This window comes from Streptomyces sp. NPDC056224 (assembly GCF_042267665.1).
Taxonomy (GTDB): Bacteria; Actinomycetota; Actinomycetes; order Streptomycetales; family Streptomycetaceae; genus Streptomyces.
This window is the reverse complement of record NZ_JBHJTK010000096.1, coordinates 1-3,939: the sequence shown is the minus strand read 5'-3', so window position 1 is coordinate 3,939 and position 3,939 is coordinate 1. Positions and strand designations below refer to the sequence as shown.

Below are 3,939 nucleotides of genomic sequence, written 5' to 3'. Positions count from 1 at the left end.
CCCTTACGCACCTGAGCCTCATCTCACAGTTTTTATGACTGACTATTTCATCCCGATTCCCGTCGTGCCACCATAGTAAGCCAGTATACACTCCGCTAGCGCTACGTGACTGGTTCAGGGCTGCGCCCCGAAACCCGCCAAAAGCCTGACGCGCCTGCGGCTTGTCCAACCCCGCGCCGACCGGGAAAGGCTTTCCCGCCCGTCCCGGCGTTATCAGGAGACCGGTTTGTCAGAGAAACGGAACAAGATGCTCACCATGTGGGTGACGGAGGACGAGCACCGGCGGCTGCTCGAACGCTGTGACGGCAGGCAGCTGGCGGCGTGGATGCGGCAGACCTGTCTTGATGAAAAGCCTGCGCGTACCGGAAAGCTACCCTCGATCTCGCCGGCGCTGCTGCGCCAGCTTGCCGGCATGGGCAACAACCTGAACCAGATAGCCCGCCGCGTTAACGCCGGCGGCGGTACCGGCCATGACAGGGTGCAGATTGTGGCGGCGCTGATGGCAATCGATGCCGGCCTTGAGCAGCTGCGGCACGCCGTTCTTGAGAAAGGAACGGACGATGATCATTAAATTTCATCCGCGCGGTCGCGGCGGTGGCGCCGGGCCGGTGGACTATTTGCTGGGTAAAGACCGGCAGCGTGAAGGCGCCACCGTCCTGCAGGGCAAGCCGGAAGAAGTCCGGGAGCTGATTGATGTGTCGCCTTACGTGAAGAAATACACCTCCGGCGTACTGTCGTTTGCGGAGGCAGATCTGCCTCCCGGCCAGCGGGAAAAACTGATGGCCAGCTTCGAGCGTGTTCTGATGCCCGGCCTCGATAAAGATCAGTACAGCATTCTGTGGGTGGAGCACGCGGACAAGGGGCGTCTGGAGCTGAACTTTCTGATCCCCAATACCGAGCTGCTGACCGGCAGGCGGCTCCAGCCGTACTACGACCGCGCCGACCGGCCGCGCATCGATGCCTGGCAGACGGTGGTCAACGGCCGGCTGGGGCTGCACGACCCGAACGCGCCGGAAAACCGGCGGGCGCTGGTCACGCCGTCCGCGCTGCCGGAAGCGAAGCAGGAAGCTGCCCAGGCGATTACGCGCGGCCTGCTTGCCCTTGCCTCATCCGGGGAGCTGAAAACCCGTCAGGACGTCACTGAGGCGCTGGAAAGCGCAGGTTTTGAGGTGGTGCGCAGCACGAAAAGCAGCATCAGCATTGCCGACCCGGACGGGGGGCGAAACATCCGACTGAAGGGAGCCATCTATGAGCAGTCTTTTAACGCTGGCGAAGGACTTGGAGCAGAAATCGAAAGCGCAGCAGCAGAGTACCGGCGAGATGCTGAAAGCCGCATTCAGCGAGCACGAGCAGTCTGTCAGAGCGGAACTGAGCGCAAGCGCGAGGAGAATCAGCGACGCCATCAGCGCCCACGAACAGAGTATGAGCGAGGCGATGGAGAAAAACCGGCGGAGCGTGCTGCTGACAGCCGGGAGGGCATGGCTCACCATCCTGATGGTGTCAGCGCTGCTGATCGCCACGAGCGGGAGCATTCTGTGGTGGCAGGGGCAGCAGATAACCGACAATTACACACATCTTCGTCAGCAGGAAGATACCCTGGCGAAAATGACTGCCCGGACGTGGGGAGTGCGCTATCAGGAGAGCAGCGACGGCCGGAGGTTCCTTATCCTGCCGCCGGGGATGCAAGCCGAAGCCATCCCCTACGACGGGACGACCTGGATCCGCCTGAAACAGGAGTAGCGGAAAATGACAGAGCTGGAAAAGCAGTTGCTGACCGCATTAGAGCAGCTACATCAGGACTACTCGCAAAGGCTGGACGAATGGGAGAGCGCCTTCGCGGAATGGCAGAAGATGTCTGGGCTTATGCAACGGGAGAACGCGGTGCTGAACGAGCGCGTGTCGGACTTGAGCACGCAGGTGCTGAGTTTAAGCGAGCAGCTGCGCCGCTTGTCCGGGAACTGAATGCCACCGAGTTCCGGCAGGGGGAGAATGAGTATCAGAAAACACTGGAGCTGGAGCGCCAGCCGCAGAAAACCTACAAAGGACCGACGCTGGGCTGACGGATGCCGGCCCGTGATAAACCCCAAGAAGGGGTCGTTTGCGGGAGAGGGCGAAATCCTACGCTAAGGCTTTGGCCAACGATATTCTCCGGTAAGATTGATGTGTTCCCAGGGGATAGGAGAAGTCGCTTGATATCTAGTATGACGTCTGTCGCACCTGCTTGATCGCGGCCGCGATAGCTAGATCGCGTTGCTCCTCTTCTCCATCCGCGTTCCAAGCTGCGGAAAGGCACCCATAAGCGTACGCCTGGTCGAGCAGGCGACGCGGATCGACGTCCAGCGCACGAGAGAATGCGTCCGCCATCTGTGCAATGCGTCTAGGATCGAGACAAAGGTCGTCTCTGTCAGCCGGATCGTAGAACATATTGGCGGCGCCAAAGCCCACTTCACCGACCAGACCGACGGGATCTATCACCAGCCAGCCGCGACTGGAGAACATGATGTTTTCATGATGCAGATCGCCATGTAGCCCACGCAGTTCCGAGGCATTGCTCATCATTTGATCGGCTATAATCGCCGCGTGGACGTAGTCAGTTTGACAACCTGCGTTTTGATCATCGCGCGCCCGCTGAAACAAAGCTGCAAAGCGATCCCGGATCGGGAGAAGGGCAGAAGGCAGGGGTTCCTCAGATGCGGCATACAGCTTCGCCATTAGTTCCGCTGCAATTTCGGTCGCCTGGTAGTCGCCGTGCTCGGCAACGATGTGAGAGAGCATTCGCTCCCCGGCATATTCGAGCAACATCAGATTGTTCTCACGACCGAGCAACCGGACTGCTCCCCTCCCATTGCGCCATACCAGATAGTCGGCCCCGCGCAGTTCATCAGCAATGTCTTCTATAGGTTTCAATCCCTTGACGATTGCAGGAGTCCCGTCTGGCAATGAAACTTTCCAAACGAGGCTGGAAAAGGTGTCCGCAATGAGAACAGGTTGCGAAACGTGCCAATGAGCAGGAAAAACAGGCGGCATGAACATCAACCCCAAGTCAGAGGGTCCAATCGCAGATAGAAGGCAAGGCGTTCGCGGTCGGGGGCTTCGATCCCCAATACATTGAATAGGACAGCGAAGGCGCGCTCTGCTTCATCTGGCGCTGCCCAGTTCTCTTCGGCGTTAGCAATCATGAGTGCCAAATCGGCATAGCGATCTGCTGTTCCGAGCCGCCCAAGGTCGATCAGACCCGTGCATTGAAGAGTTTTAGGGTCCACCATGAAGTTCGGCATGCAGGGATCACCATGGCAAACAACCATATCGGTGCGCTCTTGGTCGAGCCGCACCGGTAGCTCTCGTTCGACACGAGCCAAAAGATCGAGCTGCGGCGTACTCTTGTCCTCGTCCGGTAAGAAGTCGGGATTGACGGCATTGCGGGACACCACATCAACGGCGCGTCCGAACATTCGCGACAGCCTGCGCTCAAACGGACATTGATCAACCGATAGGCTGTGAACAGCGCCAAGTTGCTGCCCCATTGACGGCCACGCTTTGAGCAAATCCGCTCCAGACAGATCAGCCGCCGGTACTCCCGGAATTGCCGTTATCACCAAGCATGCACCCTCCTGTTCCTCCTGCCAGTTGATCACCTCGGGGCAAGCCACACCTCGACCTTTGAGCCAAATGAGGCGGTCACGCTCTCCAGCGAGCTCACCGCGGCGGGAAGCAGGTGCGATTTTCGCGAAGGCATGCCCGTCACCACGTCGAAAAACAAAATCACCAGATTCTCCGCCTCTGACAGGCAACCAGTCAGAATGCGATTCACCAAAAAAAATATTAGTTCGATTCAATGGAGGTTCCTTCAGTTTTCTGATGAAGCGCGGAGGTGGCTCAACCTGCGAAAAGAAACGAGTTGCTACGTAAGTCCGAGAACATGCTTTCCATGGTCTCTGA

At 58.6% G+C, this 3,939-nt stretch carries 5 protein-coding genes; 3 read left to right on the top strand and 2 right to left on the bottom strand.

Annotation, left to right across the window (positions count from 1 at the left end):
• Positions 1 to 226: 226 nt before the first annotated feature.
• From ACFCZ1_RS38360 to ACFCZ1_RS38350, 3 genes are all read left to right on the top strand, one after another.
• Positions 227 to 571: a MobC family plasmid mobilization relaxosome protein gene (locus ACFCZ1_RS38360; protein ID WP_044704870.1), complete on the top strand. Its 345-nt coding sequence runs from the start codon at positions 227 to 229 to the stop codon at positions 569 to 571.
• Between the two features lie 677 nt (positions 572 to 1,248).
• Entirely contained in the window at positions 1,249 to 1,740 is a 492-nt protein-coding gene (locus tag ACFCZ1_RS38355; protein WP_063844470.1) for an MbeB family mobilization protein, read from the top strand.
• A gap of 6 nt (positions 1,741 to 1,746) precedes the next feature.
• Positions 1,747 to 1,962 (top strand): MbeD family mobilization/exclusion protein, encoded by a 216-nt coding sequence (locus ACFCZ1_RS38350; protein ID WP_044704874.1) that lies wholly within the window; start codon positions 1,747 to 1,749, stop codon positions 1,960 to 1,962.
• A 234-nt stretch (positions 1,963 to 2,196) separates the two neighbouring features.
• Here ACFCZ1_RS38350 and ACFCZ1_RS38345 read toward each other — a convergent pair whose 3' ends face one another.
• Together ACFCZ1_RS38345 and aph(3'')-Ib are read right to left on the bottom strand one after the other, a co-directional pair.
• A complete protein-coding gene (locus tag ACFCZ1_RS38345; RefSeq protein WP_000480968.1) occupies positions 2,197 to 3,033 on the bottom strand; it encodes an aminoglycoside O-phosphotransferase APH(6)-Id in 837 nt (278 codons plus the stop codon).
• Positions 3,033 to 3,836, bottom strand: a complete 804-nt coding sequence (gene aph(3'')-Ib, locus ACFCZ1_RS38340) for an aminoglycoside O-phosphotransferase APH(3'')-Ib (RefSeq protein ID WP_001082319.1) — start codon at positions 3,834 to 3,836, stop codon at positions 3,033 to 3,035. Before aph(3'')-Ib ends, ACFCZ1_RS38345 begins: the two co-directional genes overlap by 1 nt.
• Positions 3,837 to 3,939: the final 103 nt, after the last annotated feature.